20 protein-coding genes and 1 tRNA gene are annotated in these 23644 nt (G+C 68.4%); 9 read left to right on the top strand and 12 right to left on the bottom strand.

The window, feature by feature from the left end; all coding sequences use genetic code 11:
- Positions 1 to 432: 432 nt before the first annotated feature.
- Both ACMGER_RS09005 and ACMGER_RS09010 read right to left on the bottom strand, forming a co-directional pair.
- Positions 433 to 675, bottom strand: coding sequence for a hypothetical protein (locus ACMGER_RS09005; protein WP_436811821.1), 243 nt, complete (start codon positions 673 to 675; stop codon positions 433 to 435).
- Positions 676 to 677: 2 nt separating this feature from the next.
- Positions 678 to 1079, bottom strand: coding sequence for a winged helix-turn-helix transcriptional regulator (locus ACMGER_RS09010; protein WP_436811822.1), 402 nt, complete (start codon positions 1077 to 1079; stop codon positions 678 to 680).
- 148 nt (positions 1080 to 1227) lie between these two features.
- On the opposite strand from ACMGER_RS09010, the gene ACMGER_RS09015 reads away from it, so the two are divergent.
- The gene (locus ACMGER_RS09015; RefSeq protein WP_436811823.1) at positions 1228 to 2076 is read left to right on the top strand and encodes an NAD(P)H-binding protein; all 849 of its coding nucleotides are present in this window, start codon (positions 1228 to 1230) and stop codon (positions 2074 to 2076) included.
- 341 nt (positions 2077 to 2417) lie between these two features.
- Here the strand turns inward: ACMGER_RS09015 and ACMGER_RS09025 are convergent.
- From ACMGER_RS09025 to moaA, 3 genes are all read right to left on the bottom strand, one after another.
- Positions 2418 to 2492, bottom strand: a tRNA-Asn gene (locus ACMGER_RS09025).
- Between the two features lie 67 nt (positions 2493 to 2559).
- Positions 2560 to 3333, bottom strand: coding sequence for an NAD kinase (locus ACMGER_RS09030; RefSeq protein WP_436811824.1), 774 nt, complete (start codon positions 3331 to 3333; stop codon positions 2560 to 2562).
- Positions 3330 to 4325 (bottom strand): GTP 3',8-cyclase MoaA, encoded by a 996-nt coding sequence (gene moaA / locus ACMGER_RS09035; protein WP_436811825.1) that lies wholly within the window; start codon positions 4323 to 4325, stop codon positions 3330 to 3332. The genes ACMGER_RS09030 and moaA overlap by 4 nt, the downstream gene beginning before the upstream one ends.
- A 134-nt stretch (positions 4326 to 4459) precedes the next feature.
- Here moaA and ACMGER_RS09040 point away from each other — a divergent pair, with 134 nt between their 5' ends.
- Positions 4460 to 5968: an EAL domain-containing protein gene (locus ACMGER_RS09040; RefSeq protein WP_436811826.1), complete on the top strand. Its 1509-nt coding sequence runs from the start codon at positions 4460 to 4462 to the stop codon at positions 5966 to 5968.
- Between the two features lie 420 nt (positions 5969 to 6388).
- Here the strand turns inward: ACMGER_RS09040 and mfd are convergent, their stop codons facing one another.
- Together mfd and ACMGER_RS09050 are read right to left on the bottom strand one after the other, a co-directional pair.
- Positions 6389 to 9844, bottom strand: coding sequence for a transcription-repair coupling factor (gene mfd, locus ACMGER_RS09045; protein ID WP_436811827.1), 3456 nt, complete (start codon positions 9842 to 9844; stop codon positions 6389 to 6391).
- 141 nt (positions 9845 to 9985) lie between these two features.
- The gene (locus ACMGER_RS09050) at positions 9986 to 10252 is read right to left on the bottom strand and encodes an FAD assembly factor SdhE (RefSeq protein ID WP_436811828.1); all 267 of its coding nucleotides are present in this window, start codon (positions 10250 to 10252) and stop codon (positions 9986 to 9988) included.
- A gap of 72 nt (positions 10253 to 10324) precedes the next feature.
- Here ACMGER_RS09050 and recG point away from each other — a divergent pair, with 72 nt between their 5' ends.
- A complete protein-coding gene (gene recG, locus ACMGER_RS09055) occupies positions 10325 to 12388 on the top strand; it encodes an ATP-dependent DNA helicase RecG (protein WP_436811829.1) in 2064 nt (687 codons plus the stop codon).
- Here the strand turns inward: recG and ACMGER_RS09060 are convergent.
- The 3 genes from ACMGER_RS09060 to ACMGER_RS09070 all read right to left on the bottom strand — a co-directional run bounded on the left by ACMGER_RS09060 (position 12385) and on the right by ACMGER_RS09070 (position 14427).
- Positions 12385 to 12702 (bottom strand): PilZ domain-containing protein, encoded by a 318-nt coding sequence (locus ACMGER_RS09060; protein ID WP_436811830.1) that lies wholly within the window; start codon positions 12700 to 12702, stop codon positions 12385 to 12387. The two genes, recG and ACMGER_RS09060, sit on opposite strands and share 4 nt — an antisense overlap.
- A gap of 95 nt (positions 12703 to 12797) precedes the next feature.
- A complete protein-coding gene (tyrS, locus tag ACMGER_RS09065; RefSeq protein WP_436811831.1) occupies positions 12798 to 14027 on the bottom strand; it encodes a tyrosine--tRNA ligase in 1230 nt (409 codons plus the stop codon).
- A gap of 34 nt (positions 14028 to 14061) precedes the next feature.
- On the bottom strand, positions 14062 to 14427 hold the full coding sequence (locus ACMGER_RS09070; protein ID WP_436811832.1) for an ArsR/SmtB family transcription factor: 366 nt from the start codon (positions 14425 to 14427) through the stop codon (positions 14062 to 14064).
- Positions 14428 to 14530: 103 nt separating this feature from the next.
- On the opposite strand from ACMGER_RS09070, the gene ACMGER_RS09075 reads away from it, so the two are divergent.
- Genes ACMGER_RS09075 through ACMGER_RS09100 form a run of 6 tightly spaced genes read left to right on the top strand, consistent with a single transcriptional unit; the run spans position 14531 to position 20783 of the window.
- A complete protein-coding gene (locus ACMGER_RS09075) occupies positions 14531 to 15274 on the top strand; it encodes a glucose 1-dehydrogenase (RefSeq protein WP_436811833.1) in 744 nt (247 codons plus the stop codon).
- Between the two features lie 15 nt (positions 15275 to 15289).
- Positions 15290 to 15853: a DOMON-like domain-containing protein gene (locus tag ACMGER_RS09080; protein ID WP_436811834.1), complete on the top strand. Its 564-nt coding sequence runs from the start codon at positions 15290 to 15292 to the stop codon at positions 15851 to 15853.
- A complete protein-coding gene (locus tag ACMGER_RS09085; RefSeq protein ID WP_436811835.1) occupies positions 15850 to 17046 on the top strand; it encodes an exo-beta-N-acetylmuramidase NamZ family protein in 1197 nt (398 codons plus the stop codon). Before ACMGER_RS09080 ends, ACMGER_RS09085 begins: the two co-directional genes overlap by 4 nt.
- A gap of 46 nt (positions 17047 to 17092) precedes the next feature.
- On the top strand, positions 17093 to 18268 hold the full coding sequence (locus ACMGER_RS09090; protein ID WP_436811836.1) for a hypothetical protein: 1176 nt from the start codon (positions 17093 to 17095) through the stop codon (positions 18266 to 18268).
- 35 nt (positions 18269 to 18303) lie between these two features.
- Positions 18304 to 19419, top strand: a complete 1116-nt coding sequence (locus ACMGER_RS09095) for a DUF2336 domain-containing protein (RefSeq protein WP_436811837.1) — start codon at positions 18304 to 18306, stop codon at positions 19417 to 19419.
- A complete protein-coding gene (locus tag ACMGER_RS09100) occupies positions 19416 to 20783 on the top strand; it encodes a PAS domain-containing sensor histidine kinase (RefSeq protein ID WP_436811838.1) in 1368 nt (455 codons plus the stop codon). Before ACMGER_RS09095 ends, ACMGER_RS09100 begins: the two co-directional genes overlap by 4 nt.
- Before the next feature lie 95 nt (positions 20784 to 20878).
- On the opposite strand, the gene gltA is transcribed toward ACMGER_RS09100, so the two are convergent.
- Together gltA and gltX are read right to left on the bottom strand one after the other, a co-directional pair.
- Positions 20879 to 22165 carry a citrate synthase gene (gltA, locus tag ACMGER_RS09105; protein WP_436811839.1) on the bottom strand — a complete coding sequence of 429 codons (1287 nt, stop codon included), beginning with the start codon at positions 22163 to 22165 and terminating at the stop codon, positions 20879 to 20881.
- A gap of 32 nt (positions 22166 to 22197) precedes the next feature.
- Entirely contained in the window at positions 22198 to 23625 is a 1428-nt protein-coding gene (gltX, locus tag ACMGER_RS09110; protein WP_436811840.1) for a glutamate--tRNA ligase, read from the bottom strand.
- Positions 23626 to 23644: the final 19 nt, after the last annotated feature.

Genomic DNA, 23644 nt, shown 5'->3' on the forward strand with positions numbered 1-23644 from the left:
ATAATCAAGGCAAATTCATGCTACGCACTCGCTCACTTCCAGAGATGATATTTCTGGAAGTATAGCCTCACTTGTCTTGGTTGATATCGGCGCGAACTTATCGCCGCGTCGCGGAGTCGTTCTGAGAGCCGGGCTTGGATCGGTGAAATCGTGTGTCTATCGCAACGTATCGATGCGCTTGCTGTGCAGCCGGATCTTCGCCGCTATTCCGGCACCGGTGCAAGGCGACACGCGCAGGTCAAGGAAACGCTGTCCGCGTCGTGTTGCCCCAAGTCGGCGAACACGCCTTGAACGGCGTCTTGATGAAGACGGAGGATGGCAAAGTTCCGGACAAAGATTTTTGCGCGACACCCCGGCCGACAGCCTGGCTTGGCTGTCGACGGTGCCCTTAGCACGAGGGATGAAGGTCTGACGTATCTTGGCTCTAGGTGATCAGAGGAGCCGAACCGGATGGCTACACGCCCAGCTGAGGTCTGCCCCGACCAGCGGCGATCGCAGCAGGGCGGCGACGATGCCGCCTTTGCTCTCGAGAAGCTCTTTGATCCTCGCTCTGATGTGGTTGGCGTCTGGCCCTTCTTTCGCGAGCCTCTTCGCCAGCGATCGGATCATGTCGCGGTCGATCTCCAGTCCGGCGACCTCGTATTGCACGATCTCGGTTTGCGATGTCGTGTTCACAGTCAGTCCTCCTTTTGGGAGTCGAACTCGGCTCGCGCCGTCTCGATCGCTACCTTGTTGGCCTGGACCCAACCGACCAGATTCCAGAGAGGATCGATGAGCGAGCGCCCCAGCGGCGTCAGCTCATATTCGACCTTCGGCGGGATCGTCGGGAAAGCCCGGCGAACGATCAGTCCGTCGCGCTGAAGCCCGCGGAGTGTGAGGGTCAGCATTCGGTGCGAAATCCCGATGATGGCGCGCAACATGGCGTTGAAGCGTACCGGCCCGTTGGCCAGCGCGCCGATCACCATGATCGCCCATTTGTCGCCGACCCGATCAAGGATTTGGATGATGGCGCGGCACTCGGCCTGGCCCTCTTCGCCGAGCTCGGCGAGAGTCGGCTGCCCGGCTTTCGGGGCGGTCATAAGAAAACCCTCTCTGCTCGTCTACGCCGTTCGGCGTCGGCCGACCAACGAACATCGATGATCGTGACGATCAATCCTGTGCATTCTTGCGACCCTCTTCAAGAACATTAAGTTCGTGACAAACATTTTGTTCTTGAAGGTCACGGCGATGCAAGTTGGAGTCAGCGGAGCGAGCGGTCAGCTCGGCAAAGCAATCGTTCAGGATCTGATCGCCAGCCACGCCGGCCACGGCGTTGTCGGCATCTCGCGCAGCCCGGAAAACATCCAGGCCCGGGCGGAAGGCCGGTTCGGCGACTATGATCAGCCGGCCAGCCTTGCATTGGCCTATCAGGGTCTCGACGCCGTCGTCCTCATTCCGAGCGTCGATGTCGAGCCCGGCGCGCGGGCGAAGCAGTTCGTGACGGCGATCGACGCCGCCGTCGAAGCGGGCGTGAAGCACATCGTTCTGGTGTCGAACGCGGGTACGAAGGACCTCGCCGCGCCGTCCATGTACGTCGATTTCTGGGTCGCCGAGCAGCACCTGATCCGCGCTGCGGCAAGCTGGACCATCCTGCGCATGAACCTCTACGCGGAGGTCGTCGTCCAGGAGGCGCAGATGCTGATCGCCAGCGGCGCGCTGATCGGGCTCGGCGAGGAATCGGTCGGCTATGTGGCGCGCGAGGACTTGGCGGCCGCCGCCGCCGCCGTGCTGGTCAGCGGCGGCCATGGGGGCGCGATCTACGACATCACCGGGCCCGAGCGCCTCACCGGCGCGGAGAAAGCGGCGATCGTCGCCGAGGTCACCGGCAAGCCGCTCGGCTTCGCGGTCCTGACGGAGGACCAGTTTCGTGGCGGCATGGCGCAAGCGGGTCTTCCCGGGCCGATCGTGGACATGGTCGTCCAGATCAAGAAGGGCCTGGCCGGGTACGCCTACGACATCGTCACCGGCCATTTTGAGCTGATCACTGGCCGCAAGCCGCGTTCGCTGCACGACGTGATCGTCGCCACTTTCTCGTGAGGACCGCCATGCTGGACAAGGTTCAAACCACGACGGGCGCGCTGACGGTCGAAATCTGGCACGACTTGATCTGCCCGTTCTGCCCCGACGCGGCCACCGAGCTTGCGATTGGCCGGGCCAGTCCATGGGCCCGATGTTTCTCGAGAGTTCGAGCCGAAAGCGCCAGGAAGCGCGCAGCCTCTTTGGTGACAAGGAAGCGCGGCGGGAGGCACCGTAGCGACCACTTCTGACTCGGAGACAGCGCCGAACAGAAGTTCAAGAAAGTCCAAAAAATTTTCCGTCCGTATCGTACTTTCGGCGGGCTTCGGCGGCTCTAGCGCGCCGTAGCGTACGAAAGGCGATGGCTCCCCGAGTTGGATTCGAACCAACGGCCGCTCGATTAACAGTCGAGAGCTCTACCGCTGAGCTATCGGGGAACTCGCTTGGAGGCGCGGCTAATAGCAGCGCCTCCCGGCTTTGCAAGCCCCTCGCGCGCGGCCCGGCTCAGGCGATGAACTGCTCCATCGTGATGCGGTCATCGAGCGCGTGTTCGGGGTCGAACAGCAGCGTCAGGTCGCGCAGCGGATCGATCGCGATATCCACCTGCGCGACGTCGCGGACCTCGCGCTGGTCGGCGACGGCGCTGACCGGGCGCTTCTCGGGCTCCAGCACGCGGATACCGATGCGGGCCTTCTCCGGCAGGATCGCGCCGCGCCAGCGGCGGGGGCGGAAGGCGCTGATCGGGGTGAGCGCGATCAGCGCCGAACCCAGCGGAAGGATCGGGCCATTGGCGGACAGGTTGTAGGCCGTGGAGCCGGCGGGCGTCGCCGCGAGGATGCCGTCGCACACCAGCTCGGGCAGCACGACGCGGTCGTTGACGGTCACCTCGAGCTTGGCGGTCTGACGGGTCTCGCGCAGCAGCGACACCTCGTTGATGGCAGGAAGCTCGCGCAGCTCGCCCTCGATCGTCCGGGCGGTCATCGTCAGCGGGGAGACCCTGAAGGGCCGCGCACGCTCGAGCCGGCGCTCGAGATCGGCGATGCGCCAGTCGTTCATCAGGAAGCCGACGGTGCCGAGGTTCATCCCGAACACCGGCACGCTGCGATGCGCCTCCAGCATCTGGTGGAGCACCTGGAGCATGAAGCCGTCGCCGCCGAGCGCGATCACCAGGTCGGCCTCGTCGAACGGCACCCAATCGTAGGCGCGCGACAAGTCCTGCACCGCGGCCTGGGCGGGCGGCGTCGGCGATGCGAGCAGGGCACGCTTGGCGAGCGTCATCCGCCGGTGGCGTTCATGTGGCGCTCGACGGCCGGCGCGGCGCCGGCGCGGATCACGAAGTCGTGGCGTGCCGGCTTGGCGGCGAGGGCGGCGTCGATCGCGGCGTCGAGCGCGAGCACGCCGCCGACGCGGAGCGCGGCCTTGAGGTCGACCTGGTCGTCATGGCCGAGGCACATGTAGAGCTTGCCCTCGGTGGTGAGCCGCACGCGGTTGCAGCCGTCGCAGAAATTGGCGGTGAGCGGCGAGATCAACCCCAGCCTTGTGCCCCAGGGCGTGCGCCAGTAGCGCGCCGGACCGCCGCTAAGGTGGAGGTCGCGGACCAGCTCGACCTCGGCCGACAGCGCGTCGAACACGCGGGTGAGGGGGACGAAACGGTCGGCGCGATCCTCGTCGATCTGGCCGAGCGGCATCGTCTCGATCAGGCTGAGGTCGAAGCCCTGCTCGCCGCACCAGGCGAGCATCGGCGCGGTCTCATGCTCGTTGAGACCGGCGAGCGCGACCATGTTGATCTTGACCGCGAGCCCGGCGTCGCGCGCGGCGAAGATGCCGGCGAGCACGCGGTCGAGGTCGCCGCGGCGGGTGATGTAGCGGAAGGTCTCGGGATCGCGGCTGTCGAGGCTGACGTTGACGCGGCGTATGCCGGCGTCGAACAGCGCCGCCGCATGATCGGCGAGGCGGGTGCCGTTGGTGGTGAGGGTGAGCTCGTCGAGGCCGGCGCCGATGTGCGTGCCGAGCCGGCGGGCGAGGCCGGCGACGCCGCGGCGGACGAGCGGCTCGCCGCCCGACAGCCGGATCTTGCGGACGCCGCGGGCGATGAAGCGCTCGGCGATCGTCGCGATCTCGTCGAGCTCCATCATCGCCGCCTTCGGCAGGAAGGTCATCCGCTCCGCCATGCAGTAGCGGCAGCGCAGGTCGCAGCGATCGGTGACGGAGACGCGCAGATAGGAGATCGCGCGGCCGTGGCGATCGATCAGGGGCGCGGTCGCGGCCATGACCAGCAGCTAGGACTTTGTTGGCGCGGTCACAAGCCTCGGCAGATTTCTTACGGACCCCTGTTCTTCTTCATTCCTTTCGGCGAGAAGCGGTGCGGCCTCTCGGCAGGGGAGGGGCGCTTTAGGGGGTGTTCTTGGTAGAATCGCACGGCAAGCCGTTGTTCATCCTATCCTTTCGTCAGCGCGACGAGCTGGCGGCGGCCGCGACGCGTGGCGGCTGGCGGCCGGTGGCGGCGCGACGGAGCGAAGGCGCGGCGCGGCGGCTGGTGGCGAGCGGCGCGGCGGTGGCGGTGATCGATGCGCGCGGTGCGCTCGACGAGGGGCTCGCCGCGACGCGGATGCTGGGCGAGGCGGTCGCCGCCGACGGGCGGGCGCTGCTGGTGCTCGTGTCGCACAATGATGCGGCGGCGTTGCCGGAGTTCCGGGCGGCGGGGGCGACGCATTTCCTGGTGAGCCCGATGCGCGACGTCGAGCTGCAGGAAGCGATCCGGTTCGCCGAGCGCCACGCGCAGCGCGCCTCCGGCGGCTGGATCACGGAAACGCAGCCGAGCGAGCCGCTGGCATGGCGCTACGATCATGCGCGCCGCTCGCTCCAGCTTTCGCCCGCGCTGGCGGCGAGTCTGGAGGCGCCGGCGGATGTGGGCGTGAGCCATATGCTGCGCCGCGTGCGCGAGGATCGGCCGCTGCTCGCGGCGGCGCTGCGTCGGCTGGAGCAGCGGGAGAGCGCGACCTTCGCTCACGACCTCCCGGGTGTCGGTCGGGTGGTCGAGCACATCCAGCGCGATCCGCGTACCGGGCGGCTCCATGCGCTGATCGAGCCGCTGGGCGAGACACCCGATGCCAGCGCGGAGATGCGCGATGTGTTCCCGCGCCGCTCGCGATCGCTGGCAACGCTGGCGGAGGAGCTGCCGCGCGCCTTTGCCGAGCATGAGATCGACGTGCTGTTCCAGCCGCAGGTGGCATGCGCGACCGGGCAGATCGTGGGCGCGGAGGCGCTGGCACGCTGGCACCACCCGCGGCTGGGCGAGATCGGCGCGGAGGCGCTGATCGCGGCGGCGGCGCGGGCGGGGCAGGGGCCGGTGCTGTCGAGCTATCTCCAGAACCGCGCGCTCGGCACCGTTGCGGGGTGGGCGGGGGCGCTGGCGCGGCTCAAGCTGTCGATCAACGTCACGGCGGAGGATCTGGCGGCGTCGGGGTTCGGGACGACGATGCTGGAACGGATCGCCGCGCACGGCGTCACGCCCGAGCGGGTGACGGTCGAGGTGACCGAAAGCGGGCTGATCGAATCGCTCGAATCGGCGGCCGAGGCGCTGGAAAGGCTGCGCGCGGCCGGCTGCCTGATCGCGATCGACGATTTCGGGACGGGCTATTCGAGCCTCGCCTATCTCAACGCGCTGCCGCTCGACGTGCTGAAGCTCGACAAGCGGATGACGCAGCAGATGGTGAGCTCGCCGCGCGAGCGGATCGTGGTGCGCGGGGTGATCGGGATGGCGCGGTCGCTGGGGCTGTCGGTGGTGGCCGAGGGGGTGGAGACCCGGGAGCAGCTCGATCGTGTGATCGCGGAGGGGTGCGATCTCTACCAAGGGTATTTGTGTGCGCCCGCGGTGGACAGCGCGCGACTGGCGGAACTGGTCGGCGCCTGAGAGGCGCGGGGCAGACGATATCGTGGCGGGGTCTCGGCCGGTCTGGCGACGGTCAACGAAAATGTTGACTAACTTGACTCGCGGCATGTGTGTGCGAGCCACGACGCTGGAGATGCGGCGTGAACGCGCCAGGGACGCGGCGCTGACGCGACTTGGACAAGATCGACGAATTCAAAAAGCGGGCCAGCGCCGCAGCGGCACCGGGCCCGGCAAGCCAAGCAGGCGAAATCCTACATTGCAAGCTAGGGCGAAGAGTTCGCGATCGACCCCGCCCAGGGCGCATCGACATTCAGCTTGATTATGGAACCGTGCTCCTGCGAAGGCAGGAGCCTTGGCCGCGCGAACCACAACTCGCCAACGCTCCTGCCTTCGCAGGAGCACAGTATTGTTCGAACTGAACAGCTCAGATTAGGAGCCGCTCTAGCCCGCCGCCTTCGCTAGCCCCCGCGAGAGCTGGAGCGCGCCGTTGAGCCGCGCCTTGGGGTCGGCCCAGGCGCGGTTGATGACGAGGCGATGGTCGGGGCGCAGCTTCGCGGTGTCGCCGAGCCGCGAGACATAGGCGAGCAGGCCGTCGATGTTGGGGAAATTGTCCTCGTGGAAGCTCACCAGCGCGCCCTTCGGTCCGACGTCGATCTTGGCGACGCAGGCCTGCTTGGCGTTGAGCTTGATCTCCATGAGGCGCAGCAGGTTCTCGGTCTCGTCGGGGAGCTTGCCGAAACGGTCGATCATCTCGGCGGCGAACGCCTCCAATCCAGAAACCTCGTCGATCTCATTGAGGCGGCGGTAGAGGCCCATGCGCAGATCGAGGTCCGGGACATAGCTCTCCGGAACCAGGATCGGCGCGTCGATCGTGATCTGCGGACTGAAGTCGGTCGGCCGCTGGAGCGATCCGCCGGCGCGGGCCTCCAGGATCGCCTCCTCGAGCATCGACTGGTAGAGCTCGTAGCCGACCTCCTTGATATGCCCCGACTGCTCGTCGCCGAGCAGGTTGCCGGCGCCGCGGATGTCGAGATCGTGGCTGGCGAGCTGGAAACCGGCGCCCAGCGATTCGAGGTCTGAGAGCACCTTGAGCCGCTTCTCGGCGGCCTCGGTCATCAGCCGTTCGGGGGGCGTGGTGAGATAGGCGTAGGCGCGCGTCTTGGCGCGCCCGACGCGGCCGCGCAGCTGGTAGAGCTGGGCGAGGCCGAAGCGGTCGGCGCGGTTGACGATCATCGTGTTGGCCGAAGGGATGTCGAGCCCGCTCTCGATGATGGTGGTCGAGACCAGCACCTCGAACTTCCTGTCGTAGAAGGACGACATGCGCTCCTCGACCTCGGTCGGGGACATCTGGCCGTGGGCGACGACGTAGCGGACCTCCGGCACCGCCTCGCGCAGGAACTCCTCGATGTCGGGGAGGTCGGCGATGCGCGGGGTGACGACGAAGCTCTGGCCGCCGCGATAGTGCTCGCGCAGCAGCGCCTCGCGCAGCACCACCGGGTCCCAGGGCATGACATAGGTGCGCACGGCGAGACGGTCGACCGGCGGGGTCTGGATCACCGACAGCTCGCGCAGGCCCGACATCGCCATCTGGAGGGTGCGCGGGATCGGCGTGGCGGTGAGGGTCAGGACGTGGACGTCGGTCTTGAGCGCCTTCAGCCGCTCCTTGTGGGTGACGCCGAAGCGCTGCTCCTCGTCGACGATGACGAGGCCGAGCCGCTTGAACTCGACGCCCTTGGCGAGGATCGCGTGGGTGCCGATGACGACGTCGACCTTGCCGGAGGCGAGCCCCTCCTTGACCGCCTTGGCCTCGTTGGCGGGAACCAGGCGCGACAGGCGGCCGATCTCGATCGGGAAACCCTCGAACCGTTCGCGGAAGTTGTTGTAGTGCTGGCGGGCGAGCAGCGTGGTCGGGCACACCACCGCCACCTGCATTCCCGCCATCGCCGCGACGAAGGCGGCGCGCAGCGCGACCTCGGTCTTGCCGAAGCCGACGTCGCCGACGATCAGCCGGTCCATCGGCTTGCCGGCGGAAAGGTCCGCGAGGGCGTCGGCGATCGCGCGGTCCTGGTCGTCGGTCTCCTGATAGGGGAAGCGGTCGACGAAGGCCGCGAAGCCGGTAAGATCGGGCTCGGCGACGTCGGCCGGGCGCAGCGCGCGTTCGGCGGCGGTCTTGATGAGTTCGCCGGCGATCTCGCGGATGCGCTCCTTCATCCGCGCCTTGCGCCGCTGCCACGCCTCACCGCCGAGCTTGTCGAGCGCCGCACCTTCCTCCGACGAGCCGTAGCGGCTCAGCACCTCAAGGTTCTCGACGGGCACGTAGAGCTTGTCGCCGCCGGCATAGGTGAGCGCGACGCAATCGTGGGGGGCCCGCTGCACCGGGATCTGCGTCAGCCCTTCGTAGCGGCCAATGCCGTGGTCGATATGGACGACGAGATCGCCGGGCGACAGCGTAGCGAGTTCGGCGAGGAAGGCGTCGGCGGATTTGCGGCGCTTGGCGCGGCGGACGAGACGATCGCCGAGCATGTCCTGCTCGGTGAGCAGCACGACGTCGGGCGCGGTGAAACCGTGGTCGAGCGGGAGCACGACCACGGCAGTGCCCTTGTCGCCCGCCGCCTGCGCTTCCCGCCAGCTGTCGACCAGGCGCAGGCCCGTGAGGCCGTGGTCTTCGAGCAGGCCCTTGAGGCGCTCGCGGGAGCCCTGGGAATAGCTGGCGAGGATCGTCTTGCGTCCGCCGGCCTTCACGTTGGCGAGATGGGCGACGACCGCCTCGTAGACGTTCTTGCCGCCGGAGCGTTCGGGGGCGAAGTCGCGAGGGCCGTCGACGGCGAAGTCGAGGACGGTCGCGGTTTCGGGCTCGTGGAAGGACGTGGCGACATGCGCGGGCGCGGCCTTCAGCGTCTCGGCCCATTGCTCGGGCGCGAGGTAGAGCGCGTCGGGCGCGAGCGGGCGGTAGCTGCCGGGTTCGGCGCCGGCAGCACGCAGGCGATTGGCGTGGTAGTCGGCGATCGCCTCGAACCGCGCCTCTGCCGCGCCCGTGACGCCGGCATCGCGGACGATCACCGCATCGGCCGGAAGGTGGTCGAACAGCGTCTCCAGCCGCTCCTCGAACAGCGGCAGCCAATGTTCCATGCCGGCGAGGCGGCGGCCGTCGCTCACCGCCTCGTAGAGCGGGTCGCCGGTGGCGGTGGCGCCGAACTTCTCGCGGTAGCGGGTGCGGAAGCGCTTGATCGAGTCCTCGTCGAGCAGCGCTTCGGAGGCGGGGAGGAGGGTGAAACCGGGAACGGTGCCGGTGGTGCGCTGCGTCGCGGGGTCGAAGGTGCGTACCGTCTCGATCTCGTCGCCGAAGAAGTCGAGGCGCAGGCCCTGCTCGGCGCCCGAGGGGAACAGATCGACCAGGCCGCCGCGGACGGCGAACTCGCCCGCGTCGGCGACGGTTTCGGTGCGGACATAGCCGTTGGCCTGGAGGAGAGCGGTGAGGCGGTCGAGCGAGATGCGCTCGCCGGGCGCGAGCCGGGCGACGAGCTGGCGGATGCGGAACGGGGTGAGCGTGCGCTGGGTGGCGGCGTTGGCGGTGGTGACGAGCAGGCGCGGCGCCTTCGCCGGCTGCTGGAGCGCGTGGAGCGTGGCCAGCCGTTCCGACATCATCCTCAGCGTCGGCGAAGCGCGGTCGTAGGGGAGGCAGTCCCAGGCCGGGAAGGTCAGCACCTCCAGCTCGGGCGCGAAGAAGGGGGCAGTCGCTGCGACCTCGCGCATCGCCGCTTCGTCGGGAACGATGAACACCGCGCCGCACTTGGCCGCGCGGGCGAGGTCGGCGAGCAGCACCGGCTGGAACCCCGTGGCGACGCCGGCGAGGGTCAGGGGGGACTTGGCGGAAAGGATTTTATTGAGGTCGGGCATTTGGTCTCGGTCGAGTAGGGTAGGTAAAGCCCTTTCCCCGCAGGGGAGAGGGTTTGGGAGAGGGGTGGGGTCTCACCGAGCCGTGGCCTGCGGCGAAGCCCCTCTCCCAACCCTCTCCCCAGAGGGAGAGGGCTAGGTAGCTCATCTGGCGATCGGCACGTAACCGAGGGTCTTGAGTGCGGTCATCATCGAGCCTTCCCACCGCTCCGGTACCGGCTGCGCACCCATCGCCCAGGCCATGATATCGACGTCCTGTTCTTCCAGGAATGCCTCGAACCAGGCGATATCGGCGTCGCTCCAGCCGGCGGCATGGGCGTCGATGAAGCCGCCGATCATCAGGTCGGCTTCCTTGGTGCCGCGGTGCCAGGCGCGGAAGCGCAGGCGCTTGAGGCGGTGTTCGCGGTCCATGAGACTCCAACGACGAATGGCCGGCAGCGCTGGTCGGAGCGGTCGGCGATGGGTAGAGATGGCGAGATAGCCATGCGCCCCGCCATCCTCAACCCGCTGTTCGCCGAAGTGACCGTCCTCAAGGGCGTCGGGGCGGGGCTTGCCAAGCCGTTGGAACGGCTGGGGATCGCGCGGGTGGTCGACGTCGCCTTCCATCTGCCGACCGGGTGGATCGACCGGCTGCCGCGCGAGGAGCTCGACATGGCGGACGCGGGGCGGGTGATCGCGATCACGCTGACCCCCGTCGCCCATCGCATGGGCGGCAGCGCGCGCAGCCCGGCGCGGGTGCAGGCGGTGGATGCCAGGGGCAATTACGTGAGCCTGGTCTATTTCGGCGGCAGCTCGGCCTGGGTGAAGAAGCTGCTGCCGTTGAACGAGCCGCGCCGGGTGTCGGGCAAGCTCGAGACCTATGGCCAGGAGCTGCAGATCGTCCATCCCGATTACGTCGTGCCGCTCGAGGAGGCGCCGGCGGCGGGTGAGCGCGAGGCGATCTACCCGCTGACCGAGGGCATGACCTCGCGCCGGCTCGCGGCGCTCGCGGCGCAGGCGGTGGAGCGCGCCCCGGATCTTCCCGAATGGATCGAGTCGAGCCTCAAGGCGGCGCGCGGCTGGCCGGATTGGAAGGAGGCGCTCGCGCGCATCCATACCGATCCCGCTGATGCGAAGGCGCGCGAGCGGCTCGCCTACGACGAGGTGTTCGCCAACCAGCTCGCGCTGCTGCTGGTGCGGGGCGAGGCGCGGGCGAAGCGGGGCATGGCGCTGGCCGGCGACGGGCGGCTGCGCGACCGGCTCGACCTGCCATATGCCCCGACCGGCGCACAGGCGCGCACGATCGGCGAGATCGAGGGCGACATGGCGCAGAGCCAGCCGATGCTGCGCCTGCTCCAGGGCGACGTCGGTTCAGGCAAGACGCTCGTGGCGCTGATGGCGCTGCTGATCGCCGCGGAGGCGGGGGCGCAGGGGGCGCTGCTGGCACCGACCGAGATCCTCGCGCGGCAGCATTTCGAGACGTTGCAGCGCCAGCTCGCCGGCCTGCCCATATCGGTCGCGATCCTCACCGGGCGCGACAAGGGGCGGGCGCGGGAAGCGACGCTGATGGGGTTGGCCGACGGGTCGATCGACATTCTGGTGGGAACGCACGCGATCTTCCAGGAAGGGGTGAGCTATCGCAATCTAGGGCTGGTGGTGGTCGACGAGCAGCACCGCTTCGGCGTCGCCCAGCGGATGATGCTCCAGGCGAAGGCGGAGCGGCCGCCGCACCTGCTGGTCATGACCGCGACGCCGATCCCGCGCACGCTGACGCTGGCACAATATGGCGAGATGGACGTGAGCCGCCTCGACGAGATGCCGCCCGGCCGCCAGCCGATCGAGACGCGGGTGATCTCGGACGATCGGCTCGACGAGGTGGTGGATGCACTGGCGCGGCACCTGTCGAGCGGCGGCCAAGCCTATTGGGTGTGCCCGCTGGTCGAGGAAAGCGAGAAGAGCGACATGGCGGCCGCGGAGGCGCGGGCGGCGGCGCTGCAGGCGCGGTTCGGCGATCGCGCCGGACTGGTGCACGGGCGGATGAAGGGACCGGAAAAGGATGCGGTGATGGCGCGCTTCGCCGCCGGCCAGGTCGCGGTGCTGGTGGCGACGACGGTGATCGAGGTCGGCGTTGACGTGCCCAACGCCACGTTGATCGTGATCGAACATGCCGACCGGTTCGGGCTGGCGCAGCTCCACCAGTTGCGGGGCCGGGTCGGGCGAGGCGGCGGGCGGTCGGTGTGCCTGCTGCTGCGCGGCGGCGGCCTCAGTGAGACGGCGCGGGCGCGGCTGGCGCTGATGCGGGAGACCAACGACGGCTTTCGTATCGCCGAGGAGGACCTCAGGCTGCGCGGCGCGGGCGAGATGCTCGGCACGCGCCAGTCGGGCGAGCAGCAATTCCGCCTCGCCCCGCCGGAGACGTTCGCCGAGCTGATCGGCATGGCCAATGGCGACGCCCGCCTGCTGGTCGACCGCGACGGCGGGCTCAAGGGCGAGCGCGGGCAGGCGGCGCGGATCGCGCTGTACCTGTTCGAGCGTGATGCCGCGGTGGGGCTGTTGCGGGCGGGTTAGCCCTTCCTCAGCAGCGCGGCGATGAGTTCGTGATAGGCGGTGAGCGGGATCGGCTTCTCGAATATGCCGCCGATGCGGCCGCCGAGCGCCCAGCGGACCTCGGTCGTCACCTGTCCGACCAGCGGGAGCACCAGGCGGAGCCGTTCTCCGGCGGCAAGATCGGCTTCACAGCGCCCCATCAGGCCGTGGGGCGAGATGTTGACGATCAGCAGCGGGAACGAGCGGCCGTCGCCGGTGCCGACGCGCACGCGGTGGTGGACCTCGTCGCGGACCACCATCCGCTTGTCGGCATAGGCCAGATTCCCGATCGCCATATCCCGCACGCCCCGATTACGTCAGGACGTAATTATCAGACCAGCGGTGAACCGCCGGGCAACGAAGATGCTTAACGACCGGTGCTCGGTGCCGGTCAGCCGGCGACGAGCAGCCCGTGATGCTTCTTGCCCGCCGAGATGCGCACCTGGCCGCCGCCGACGCTGACGACGAGCGTCTCGTCCGCCACCTTCTCGCCCTCGACGCGGGCGCCGCCGCCGGCGATCAGCCGCCGCGCCTCGCCCTTCGACGCGCAGAAGCCGAGGCCGACCAGCGCGTCGACGATACCGATGCTGCCGCCGGCCACCGCCAGGCTCGGCAGCGCCTCGCCGGCCGCGCCTTCCTCGAAGGTCTTGCGGGCCGTTTCGGCCGCCTCCTCGGCGGCGGCGCGGCCGCGGCACATGGCGGTGGCCTCGGTCGCGAGGATCTTCTTGGCCTCGTTGATCTCGGCGCCTTCGAGCCTTTCCAGCCGGGCGATCTCGTCCAGCGGCAGGTCGGTGAACAGGCGGAGGAACCGCCCGACGTCGCGGTCGTCGGTGTTGCGCCAGAACTGCCAGTAATCGAAGTGCGGCAACTGATCCTCATGCAGCCACACCGCGCCCGCCATCGTCTTGCCCATCTTGCCGCCGTCCGCGGTGGTGATGAGCGGCGTGGTGACGCCATAGACCTCGGTCCCGTCCATGCGGCGGGAAAGCTCGATGCCGTTGACGATGTTGCCCCACTGATCCGACCCGCCCATCTGCAACCGGCAGCCGGCGCGGCGCGACAGCTCCAGGAAGTCATAGGCCTGGAGGATCATGTAGTTGAACTCGAGGAAGCTCAGCGACTGCTCGCGGTCGAGCCGGAGCTTGACCGAATCGAAGCTCAGCATCCGGTTGATCGAGAAATGCTGCCCGACCTCGCGCAGGAAGGGGATGTATTCGAGCCGGTCGAGCCATTCGGCATTGTCGACCATGATCGCGTCGGTCGGGCCGTCTCCGAAGGTCAGGAACCGCTCGAAGATGCGGCGGATCGAGGCGACGTTCCCGGCGATCACCTCCTCGGTCATCAGCTTGCGCGCTTCGTCCTTGAAGCTCGGATCGCCGATCTTGCCGGTGCCGCCGCCCATCAGCACGATCGGCTTGTGCCCGGTCTGTTGGAGCCGGCGCAGCAGCATGATCTGGACGAGGCTGCCGACATGCAGCGACGGCGCCGTCGGATCGAAGCCGATATAGCCCGGCACCACCTGCTTGGCGGCAAGGGTATCGAGGCCCTCGGCGTCGGTGAGCTGGTGGATGTAGCCGCGCGTCGAGAGCAGGCGGAGCAGGTCGGACTGGAAATCGGTCATGATGCGCGCCGCATAGCCAATGCGCGCGCGTGCGTCAGCCCCGCGCTGCAGCGTCGGTTTCCACCTGCGACGTCGGGCTGTCCTTGGCATAGGCGGCAAGGATGGCGGCGAGCAGGCCGGGAAAGCGCGCGTCCACTTCCGCGCAGCGCGAGGTGTTGCGCACCTCGACGCCCTGCCGCTCGGACCGGATCAGCCCCGCCTCGCGCAGCAGCTTGAAATGGTGGGAGAGCGACGACTTCGGGATCACGCGATCGCCGACCTTGGCGAAGGCCGAACAGGTCGGGGCGCAGCCGGTATCCGCGATCGCCGCAAAGATGGCCACGCGTTCGGGATCGGAGAGCGCATGAAGGATCGCCTCCACCGGCACGTCGTCGATCGAAGGATGAAACAGCGGCCGCATGATTTTTAGCTAGGGGGTCTTGAAGGTGAGTTCAACAGTTCCAGATTCCCGAACTATGGGAGTAAGGCGCCATTCCGGCGACCGGCCCATGGGGAATTAAGTCATGAAACTTGCAGGCAAGGTCGCGGTCGTCACCGGAGCATCCAAGGGCATCGGCGCCGGCATCGCCCGGGCGCTCGCCGCAGCCGGTGCGAAGGTGGTGGTGAACTATGCGTCGAGCAAGGCCGGAGCGGACGCGCTGGTCGCGGACATCACCCAAGCGGGCGGGAAGGCGATCGCGGTACAGGCCGACGTGTCGAAGGCGGACCAGGCCCAGGGGCTGATCGACGCCGCGGTGAGCAGCTTCGGCCGGCTGGATGTGCTGGTCAATAATTCGGGCATCTACGACTTCGCGCCGATCGAGGAGGTGACCGAGGACCATTATCGCAGGATGTTCGACGTCAACGTGCTCGGCGTGCTGCTGACCACGCGGGCGGCCGCGAGGCATCTCGGCGAGGGCGGCAGCGTGATCAACATCTCTTCGGCGGTCACCAGCGTGCTGATGCCGAACTCCGCGGTCTATACCGGTACCAAGGGCGCGGTGGACGCGATCACCGGCGTGCTGGCCAACGAGCTCGGCCCTCGCAAGATCCGCGTCAACGCGATCAACCCGGGTGTGGTGGAGACCGAAGGCACGCACTCGGCGGGCGTCGTGGGATCGGAGCTGGAGAGCGGCTTCGTCGCGCAGACTCCGCTCGGTCGGATCGGCCAGCCCGACGATATCGCCGATATCGCGGTATTCCTGGCCTCGGACGACGCGCGCTGGCTGACGGGCGAGAAGCTCGTCGCGAGCGGCGGGCTACGATAGGACGGATTGAAGGGGATGAGGGACGCCGAATTGGCACTACGGCGCACGCCGTCTAGGGCTGTGCCCATGAAGCTGATCCCTCATCCCGCATCGCTGCCTGAAGCGGTCGATATCATCCAGGTGGAGGCAGACATCCGACGCGGAACCAGCACGCTTGCCTATCGAGTCGCCGGTGGCGTGGTCCGAATTCCGCCCGCCGCTGAGCCGGTCCGCGTCGACGGGTTATGGCGGTCCACCTGCTTCGAGCTGTTCGTGAAGCCGGAGGGCGGAGAGGGGTACTTCGAGTTCAATTTCTCGCCTTCCAGCCAATGGGCGGCCTACCGCTTCGACGGAAATCGCAAGGGAATGCGCGACCAGCCGCTGGCGGCGCCGACCGTCGAACCGATCGAGGACGGCATCCGCGTGACCGTCGATCTCGGCGGGTTGCCGGCGGGCGACTGGCGCATCGGCCTTTCTGCCGTCATCGAGGAACAGGACGGCACCAAATCCTACTGGGCGCTCGCGCATCCAGCGGGGAAGCCCGATTTCCACGACGACGCTTGCTTCGCCCTCGAACTCCCGGCAGCACGCGCGCCATGAAATTCGGTATCGATCGACTGCTCGCCGACCCCGATCTGCGCAAGCCGCTGGCGGGCAGACGCGTCGCGTTGCTCGCGCATCCCGCCTCGGTGACCGCGGACCTCACCCATTCGCTCGACGCGCTGGTCGCGGTGGGGCTCGACATATCGGCGGTGTTCGGGCCGCAGCATGGCGTGCGCGGCGACCTGCAGGACAATATGATGGAGTCGCCCGACTTCACCGATCCCACCTACGGGATGCCTGTGTTCAGCCTGTACGGCGAGGTACGGCGGCCGAGCGGGCAATCCATGCACACCTTCGAGGTGCTGCTGGTCGACCTGCAGGATGTCGGCTGCCGCATCTACACCTTCGTCACGACTCTGCTCTACGTGCTCGAAGCTGCGGCAGAGCACGGCAAGTCGGTGTGGGTGCTCGACCGGCCCAATCCCGCCGGCCGTCCTGCCGAGGGGCTGACGCTGCGCCCCGGCTGGGAGAGCTTCGTCGGCGCAGGGCCTATGCCGATGCGGCACGGCCTGACGCTGGGCGAGATCGGCGATTGGTTCATCCGGCATTTCGGCCTGAACGTCGACTATCGCGTGATCGAGATGGAGGGGTGGCAGCCCGACGTCGCGCCCGGCTTCGGCTGGCCGCCCGAGCGGCCGTGGATCAACCCGAGCCCCAATGCCGCCAACATCAACATGGCGCGCGCCTATGCCGGCACGGTGATGGTGGAAGGCGCGACGCTGTCCGAAGGGCGCGGCACCACGCGGCCGCTGGAGCTGTTCGGCGCGCCTGACATCGACGCCCGCGCGGTGATCGCCGAGATGCGGCGGCTCGCGCCCGAGTGGCTGAAGGGCTGCACCCTGCGGGACATGTGGTTCCAGCCGACCTTCCACAAACATGTCGGCCGGCTCTGTTCCGGCGTCTTCATCCATGCCGAGGGGCCGGGCTATGACCATCGCGCCTTTCGGCCGTGGCGGGCGCAGGCGCTGGGTTTCAAGGCGATCCGGAACCTGTATCCGGATTACGAGCTGTGGCGGGATTTTCCGTACGAATATGTGTTCGACAAGCTCGCGATCGACGTGATCAACGGTGGCCCTGCGTTGCGCGAGTGGGTCGACGATGCCGCCGCGGCGCCGGGCGACCTCGATGCGCTGACAATGCCCGACGAGCAGGCGTGGAGCGCGGAACGGCGCGCCTATCTGCGATACTGACGCAGCGGATTTGCGTCAGGCGCAACGCTTCCCTATCCGCTCAGCAATGCTCGCCGGCCTGATTTTTGCGACCGAAGATGCGGAGGACCAGCCCGGCACCCTTGCGGCCACGCTGCCGTTCGGCGGATCGACGCTGATCGAATATCAGGCGCGGCTGCTCGCCGCGGTCGGCGTCCGGCACCTGGTGGTCGTGGTCTCGCGGGTGACGCCGGCGCTGCTCGGCGCGACCAATCGCATCGGCGGCAAGGGATTGGCGGTGGACGTGGTGCGATCGGCCGAGGACGCCGCGGCCAAGGCGCATCCGCTCTCGCAGCTCATCGTCTTCGCCGACGGATTGGTGACAACCGACGCGGTGGTCGAGTGGGTCGCCTCCGAGAGCCATGAGGCGCTGCTGGTTGCGCAAGACGGTGACGGCACGCCGGGGATCGAGCGGGTCGACAGCTCGCATAGCTGGGCCGGCCTCGCCCGGATCCCCGCGGCACGGCTCGCCGATGTCGCGGCGATGCCCGCCGACTATGACTTCCAATCGACGCTGCTCCGCCTTTCGGCGCAGGCCGGTGCGGCGCAGCTGTTGCTCCCGCCCGGCATCGGGCGCACCCGCCACGGCGTCGAGCGCAACGCGGCGGCGATGATCCGTCGCTCGAAATCGGTGCTCGCGGCGCTCGGCGATCGGCGGACGGCCTGGGTCGACCGCTTCATCTTCACGCCGGTCACCGGCTGGACGCTGCCGCAGCTCGTCGCGCGGGGTGTACCGGGATGGGCGCTGCTCGCGGCGGGCGGCGCGCTGACGCTCGGCGGCCTGGCGCTGCTCCAGAAGCAGATCGCGTGGCCCGGGTTGGCGTCGATCGCCGTTGCGACCGCGGCCTTCTCGACCGGCTCGATGCTGAGCTGGCTGCGCGGCGAGGATCGACGCGCCCGTTTCCAGGAACGGGCGATCGCCGCCGCCGCGGCGTTGGGAATCGTGATGCTCGGCCTGTCGGCGTGGCGGGAGACGGGCGACGGCACCGCGATCGCGCTGGCGGTGACGCTGATCGGGCTCGCCGCTCTCACCGAACGCGTGCCTGCCGAACGCCGACGCTGGTGGGGGACGCCGGGCGCCTATCCGCTGCTGCTGCTGCCGTTCGCGATCGTGGGCTATCCGACGATAGGATTGGCAATCGCCGCCATCTATGCCTTCGCTTCGCTCGCCGGGGCAATTGAGGGGAGTCGGCAAAAGGCTTAGGCCCCCATTAACGACGGTCGGCATAGTAGAGAGCCATGTCGGAGATTTCCGAAGGCCTTGCGGGGAAGATCGGTCCCGATGCGCAGGCGCTGCTTGCGCGCGCCGCCGGCGCGGAGTCGCGTGGGCGGCGGGCCTTGCGTGCGGCCATCGACGATGCGTTCCTCGCGCCGGAGGTCAGGCTCGACGACCATGCGCGGGTCGCGCTGATCGGTCTCATCGACGCGCTGGTGACGGCGATCGGGTACGACGTGCGCGATCATGCGGCGCGCGTGCTGACCGGGCGCGGTGAGGCCGGGCTTGCCGAGGTGCTGGCGGCCACCTCCGCGACGCTCACCGATTGGCTGGCCGGAGCGGGTGTGCTGCGCGATCCGGAGCTGGTGGGCGAATGCCTTGCGCGGGTGCGGTGCGAGCTGATCGCCGCGGCGTTGCCCGCCGAAGCGCCGGCCGATCCCGACACGCCGAGCCTGGTCGTGCGGCTCACCGGCAGCACCGATCCGGTCGTGACCGAGGCCGCGGCGGCGGTCTTGGCCGGCGAAAGCCAGCGCCGCGCAGTGGCCGAAGGCGGTACTGCGAACGGGTCCGGCCTACCGCCGATGCTGCACCGGCGGTTGGCCTGGTGGGTCGCCGCCGCGCTCCGCGAAGCGGTTGCGGCAGCGGTCGGCGATACGCCCTCCGTGCTCGACCGCGCGGTGATCGAGGCTGCGCTGCGCAACATCGCCGCCAATGAAGGACAGGATCGGTTGGAGGCCGCGGCGATGCGGCTCGCCGAGGCGATCGACGCGCAGGCCGATGAATTGCCGACGCTGCTCGACGAGGCCTTGCGCGACCGCCGTGTGAGCGTGATGGTCGCCATTCTGGCCCATGCGCTGGGGGTCGAGTACGAAGTGGCGCGCGAGATCGTGCTCGATCCCACCGGGGAACGGCTGTGGCTGTCGCTGCGCGCGCTAGAGCTGCCGCGGCCGGCGATCGCGCGGATCGGCTACCGGCTGTGTGAGGCCGACGGCCGGCGGGACCTCGACGGCTTTGTCGATATGCTCGACGTCGTCGCCGGACTCGATCCCCGCGCCGCGCGTCGGGCGATCGCGCCGCTGACCCTTCATCCGGACTTTCGCGCCGCGCTGGCGGCTCTCGGGAGCGGGGGGCGGCCATGAACGCTTTCGACACTGCGCTGGTGCCAGTGATCGGCCGCGTCGACACCGAAGGGCGGCTGACGAATGCCGAGCCACGGCTGATCGATCTCGTCCGTCGCGCCGGCGGTGATCTCGGCATGCCGCTGCCGATCCCCGAGCTCGCTGCGCTGGGGCGGCTCGCGGTGCGGCTCGGCATTCCCATCGCGCGCGAGGTGACGGTGGCCGATGGATCGGACGACCTCGACCTGCTGATTCGTGCCGAGCCCGATGCCGAGGGTGTCACGCTCGCGATGAGCGGATGGTACGCACGTCCCGCGTGGCGGGCGCCGGCGCCCGCCGTCCTGCCTGTCGCCGATCCGATATTGAGCGAGGGCGACTGGCGGTGGGATGCCGATGCTGCCCTCAGGATCACCTATCTCCAGCCCGACGCAGGGGAGCGCTATGGTGTCAATGCCGCGGCCGCGCTCGGTGAGCCGCTCAACAGCCTGTTCGCGCTCGAGGAGGACGGGCAGGGCGCCTTTCCGATCCTGAGCGCGGTCGCTGCGCAGATGCGTTTCGACGGCCAGCAGGCGGAGCTGCGCGGCACCGGGCGCCGCGTACGGCTGTCGGCGGTGCCGCGGATCGATCAGCAGGGCCGTTTCGCCGGCTTCGTCGGCGTTGCGCATATGCTCGGGGAGACGGGTGACGATGCTGTCTCGGCCGCGGGGCCCTTTCCTGGGGGCTTCGGCGCGGAGCTCGGCCGCGCGCTTAGGGCGCCGCTCGAACGGATCATTGCCAATGCCGACAGCATGAGCGCGGAGATCGAGGGCCCGCTGGCGGCGAGCTATACCGATTATGCAGGCGACATCGCCGCCGCGGGACGGCATCTGTTGGGGCTGGTCGACGATCTGGTCGACCTGGAGGCGGTGGAGCGCGAGGATTTCGCGATCCAGCCCGAGCCGATCGATCTGGCCGACATCGCGCGGCGCGCGGCGGGGCTGCTCGCGGTGCGGGCGGGCGAGCAGCGCGTCCATATCGACAGGCCCGGCGCGGACGAGACGCTGCCGGCGACCGGCGATTTCCGCCGCGCGCTGCAGATAATGGTCAATCTGATCGGCAACGCGGTGCGCTACTCGCCGGCAGACGGGACGATCTGGATACGGTCTGGACTCCAGGGCAGCGCAGCGTGCGTGATCGTCGCCGACCAGGGCAAGGGCATCGCGCCCGAGGACCAGGCGCGAATCTTCGACAAGTTCGAGCGTGTCGACGGATCGGAGCCTGGCGGCAGCGGGCTCGGTCTCTACATCTCGCGGCGGCTGGCGCGGGCGATGGGCGGCGACATCCTCGTCGACAGCGCGCCGGGGCAGGGCGCGCGGTTCGTCTTTTCGCTGCCGGCGCGAGGCTAGAACGCGATCGGCCCGAACCGTGCCGTTATCCCGACGAAAGCTGGAATCTCGTGCCGTATCGCGCCTTCGCCTGCGGTCCCGGCTTTCGTTGAGCTCTACCGCTTGTCGATCGGGACGTAATCCCGCTCGGTCGGGCCGGTATAGAGCTGGCGCGGGCGGCCGATCTTCTGGTCGGGATCGGAGATCATCTCGTTCCACTGCGCGACCCAGCCGACCGTGCGGGCGAGCGCGAACAGGGCGGTGAACATCGTGGTCGGGAAGCCGATCGCCGACAGGATCACGCCCGAGTAGAAGTCGACGTTCGGGAACAGCTTCTTCTCGATGAAATAATCGTCCTTGAGCGCGATCTCCTCGAGCTGGAGCGCGACCTCGAAGACCGGGTCGGAGACGTTCATCGCCTTGAACACCTCGCGCACCGTCTTCTGCATCACGGTCGCGCGCGGATCGTAGTTCTTGTAGACGCGGTGGCCGAAGCCCATCAGGCGGAACGGGTCGTTCTTGTCCTTGGCGCGCGCGATATATTCGGGGATGCGCTCGGGCTTGCCGATCTCGCGCAGCATGTTGAGCGCCGCCTCGTTGGCGCCGCCGTGCGCGGGACCCCACAGGCAGGCGATGCCCGCCGCGATGCAGGCGAACGGATTGGCGCCCGACGAGCCCGCGAGGCGCACGGTCGAGGTCGAGGCGTTCTGCTCATGGTCGGCGTGGAGGATGAAGATGCGGTCCATCGCCTTCTCGACCACCGGGTCGAGATGATATTCCTCCGCCGGCACGCCGAAGGTCATGCGCAGGAAATTGCCGGTGTAGGAGAGGTCGTTCTGCGGATAGAGGAACGGCTGGCCGATCGTGTACTTGTACGCCATCGCCGCGATCGTCGGCATCTTCGCGATCAGGCGGTGCGACGCGATCATGCGTTGCTGCGGATCGGTGATGTCGGTCGAGTCGTGATAGAAGGCCGAGAGCGCCCCCACCACGCCGCACATCACCGCCATCGGATGCGCGTCGCGCCGGAAGCCGCGGTAGAAGGTCGCAAGCTGCTCGTGCAGCATCGTGTGACGGGTGATCGTGTAGGTGAACTTGTCGAGCTCGTCCCGCTTGGGCAGCTCGCCGTTGAGAAGGAGGTAGCAGACCTCCATGAAGCTCGAATGCTCGGCGAGCTGGCCGATCGGATAGCCGCGGTGGAGCAGCACGCCCTCGTCGCCGTCGATGTAGGTGAGCGCCGACTCGCAGCTCGCCGTCGAGGTGAAGCCGGGATCGTAGGTGAACATCCCCGATTCGCCGTAGAGCTTGCGGATGTCGATCACGTCCGGACCCACGCTGCCCTTGCGGAGGGGATATTCGTGGTTGCCGATCGCGATCGCGGGTTTGTCGGCGACTTCGCTCATGCGCGCTGTCCTTTTCTCTGTCCGGCCGGGATTCAGGCCATGTGATCGGCGATCCGGGCCAGGCTCTCCTCGCGCCCGAGCAACTCGAGCACGTCGAAGATCCCGGGCGAGGTGCGTCGACCGGTAAGCGCGGCGCGCAGCGGCTGCGCGACCGCGCCGAGCTTGATGCCCGCGGCCTCGGCGACCTCGCGGACCGCCGCTTCGAGCGCCTCCGTATTCCAACTCTCGACGGCGTCAAGTGCCGCATGGACCCGGGCGAGGACGGTGCGTGCCTCGCCTTCGAGCAGCGGCGCGGCGTCGGGCTCAATCCCTAGTGGGCGGGTGCGAAATAGAAAGGCGGCGCCATCGGCCAATTCGAGGAGATTGGCCGCGCGGGGCTTCAATGCGGGCATGGCGCGGCGCAGCAATTCGCGATGCGAATCCGTGACTTCGAAGTTGAGCCGCCCGGCAACCAGATCGGCTAGCCTGCTATCGTCCGCGGCGCGGATGTAATGACCATTCAGGTTCTCGAGCTTCTTCAGATCGAACCGAGACGGCGATTTGCCGACGCCATCCAGGTCGAACCACGCGATCGCCTGCTCCTTCGAGATGATCTCGTCGTCGCCATGGCCCCAGCCGAGACGGAGCAGATAGTTGAACAGCGCCTCGGGCAGCACGCCGAGCTCGTCGCGATAGGCATCGACGCCGAGCGCGCCGTGGCGCTTCGACAGCTTGGCGCCGTCGCCGCCGTGGATCAGCGGGATGTGCGCATAGGTCGGCTCCGGCCAACCCATCGCGTGAATGATGGTGAGCTGGCGGAAGGCGTTGTTGAGGTGATCGTCGCCGCGGATGATGTGGGTCACGCCCATGTCGTGATCGTCGACCACCACCGCGAGCATATAGGTCGGCGTGCCGTCCGAGCGGAGCAGGATCATGTCGTCGAGCTCGGCATTGGCGACCGCGACCCGGCCCTGCACCAGGTCCTCGATCACCGTCTCGCCCTCGCGCGCGGCCTTGATCCGCACGACGAACGGGCGGTCGGGCGCGGTGGACGGGTCGGCGTCGCGCCAGGGGGACTGGAGGCGGAACGGCCGGCGCTCGCGCTCGGCGGCGGCGCGGGCCTCGGCCAGCTCCTCCTGCGTCATGTAGCAGCGGTAGGCGGCGCCCTTCGCGACCAGCTCGTTCGCGACCTCGGCGTGACGCTCGACGCGAGTCGACTGGAACACGGGCTCGTCGTCCCAGTCGAGGCCGAGCCATTTCAGGCCATCGAAGATGACGTCGATCGCCTCCTTGGTCGATCGCGCCTTGTCGGTGTCCTCGATCCTAAGCAGCGCCTTGCCGCCGTGACGGCGCGCGTAGAGCCACGAGAACATGCCGGTGCGGGCATTGCCGATGTGGAGGAACCCCGTCGGCGACGGGGCGAAACGGGTGACGATAGCGGAACCGGACGCGCCCGCGCCCGAGGTCGATGTTGCGCCCAAGCGCGCATGCTCCCAGACT

Source organism: Sphingomonas astragali (genome assembly GCF_051400615.1).
GTDB lineage: Bacteria > Pseudomonadota > Alphaproteobacteria > Sphingomonadales > Sphingomonadaceae > Sphingomonas.

Coding starts and splice junctions, on each gene's coding strand:
- moaA (WP_436811825.1), bottom strand. CDS start 4,325: ATGGCCGCGACCGCGCCCCTGATCGATCGCCACGGCCGCGCGATCTCC.
- recG (WP_436811829.1), top strand. CDS start 10,325: ATGCGCCCCGCCATCCTCAACCCGCTGTTCGCCGAAGTGACCGTCCTC.
- ACMGER_RS09070 (WP_436811832.1), bottom strand. CDS start 14,427: ATGCGGCCGCTGTTTCATCCTTCGATCGACGACGTGCCGGTGGAGGCG.
- ACMGER_RS09030 (WP_436811824.1), bottom strand. CDS start 3,333: ATGACGCTCGCCAAGCGTGCCCTGCTCGCATCGCCGACGCCGCCCGCC.
- ACMGER_RS09095 (WP_436811837.1), top strand. CDS start 18,304: ATGTCGGAGATTTCCGAAGGCCTTGCGGGGAAGATCGGTCCCGATGCG.
- ACMGER_RS09050 (WP_436811828.1), bottom strand. CDS start 10,252: ATGGACCGCGAACACCGCCTCAAGCGCCTGCGCTTCCGCGCCTGGCAC.
- ACMGER_RS09075 (WP_436811833.1), top strand. CDS start 14,531: ATGAAACTTGCAGGCAAGGTCGCGGTCGTCACCGGAGCATCCAAGGGC.
- ACMGER_RS09060 (WP_436811830.1), bottom strand. CDS start 12,702: ATGGCGATCGGGAATCTGGCCTATGCCGACAAGCGGATGGTGGTCCGC.
- ACMGER_RS09010 (WP_436811822.1), bottom strand. CDS start 1,079: ATGACCGCCCCGAAAGCCGGGCAGCCGACTCTCGCCGAGCTCGGCGAA.
- mfd (WP_436811827.1), bottom strand. CDS start 9,844: ATGCCCGACCTCAATAAAATCCTTTCCGCCAAGTCCCCCCTGACCCTC.
- tyrS (WP_436811831.1), bottom strand. CDS start 14,027: ATGACCGATTTCCAGTCCGACCTGCTCCGCCTGCTCTCGACGCGCGGC.
- ACMGER_RS09090 (WP_436811836.1), top strand. CDS start 17,093: ATGCTCGCCGGCCTGATTTTTGCGACCGAAGATGCGGAGGACCAGCCC.
- ACMGER_RS09085 (WP_436811835.1), top strand. CDS start 15,850: ATGAAATTCGGTATCGATCGACTGCTCGCCGACCCCGATCTGCGCAAG.
- ACMGER_RS09100 (WP_436811838.1), top strand. CDS start 19,416: ATGAACGCTTTCGACACTGCGCTGGTGCCAGTGATCGGCCGCGTCGAC.
- gltA (WP_436811839.1), bottom strand. CDS start 22,165: ATGAGCGAAGTCGCCGACAAACCCGCGATCGCGATCGGCAACCACGAA.
- ACMGER_RS09015 (WP_436811823.1), top strand. CDS start 1,228: ATGCAAGTTGGAGTCAGCGGAGCGAGCGGTCAGCTCGGCAAAGCAATC.
- ACMGER_RS09080 (WP_436811834.1), top strand. CDS start 15,290: ATGAGGGACGCCGAATTGGCACTACGGCGCACGCCGTCTAGGGCTGTG.